This is a genomic window from Paraburkholderia sp. RL17-373-BIF-A, assembly GCF_046030175.1.
Classification (GTDB): Bacteria; Pseudomonadota; Gammaproteobacteria; order Burkholderiales; family Burkholderiaceae; genus Paraburkholderia.
The window spans coordinates 1-875 of record NZ_JARESO010000322.1 but is presented as its reverse complement, the minus strand read 5'-3'; the positions used below and the strand labels follow the sequence as shown (position 1 = coordinate 875).

Sequence of the window (875 nt, the reverse complement as noted above, 5' to 3'; positions counted from 1 at the left end):
TGCGTGAGGCGCAAAAAATCCATACGGATGACACTCCCGTCCCGGTGCTGGAGCCCGGACGCGGCAAGACGCGTACGGCGCGGTTGTGGACGTACGTACGCGATGACCGGCCGGCGGGCAGCCGGGCACCCCCGGCGGTCTGGTACCAATACTCGCCCGACCGCAAGGGAGAGCGACCCCGCACGCATCTGCAGGGCTGGTCGGGCATCCTGCAGGCGGATGCCTATAGTGGCTACGACGCGCTGTACCGCGATGGCACGATCATCGAGGCAGCGTGCTGGGCGCATGTGCGGCGCAAGTTCTACGACCTGTACGAACTGGAGCGTTCGCCGGTAGCGCAGGAGGCACTCAGCCGCATCGCGGCCCTGTATGCCATCGAGCGCGAGGTGCGCGGCCGCAAGCCGGAGGTCCGGCAGTCGGTGCGCATGGCGCGGGCATTGCCGCTCGCAGGTGCACTGAAGGACTGGCTCGAACATACGCTTGCGCAGGTCTCGGTGAAGTCGGGCCTTGGCATGGCGATCCGGTATGCGCTGGGGAACTGGCCTGCGCTGGTGCGCTACTGTGAAGACGGGCGCATCGAGATAGATAACAACACCGCGGAGCGATCGATCAGGCCGCTGGTTCTCGGCAGGCGCAACTATCTGTTCGCTGGTTCTGACGGCGGTGGACAGAGTGCGGCGGTCATCTACAGCCTGATCGGAACGGCACGCCTGAATGGCATCGAACCGTATACGTATCTGCGTACGGTGTTCGAGCGCATCGCCGAGCATCCCATCAACCGAATCGACGAGTTGCTGCCGTGGCGTTTGATGCCGGTAGAGCAGCCGCTCCAGCAGGCTGCGTGACGATGGCATCAACTCGCAAACCCGCGTTAC

The 875-nt window shown here is 64.7% G+C and carries 1 protein-coding gene; it reads left to right on the top strand.

Translation table 11 applies throughout. From position 1 onward, the window contains the following. Positions 1–845 (top strand): IS66 family transposase (gene tnpC / locus P0D80_RS50630; protein WP_408296397.1); only part of this gene is annotated, 845 nt, incomplete at its 5' end. Positions 846–875: the final 30 nt, after the last annotated feature.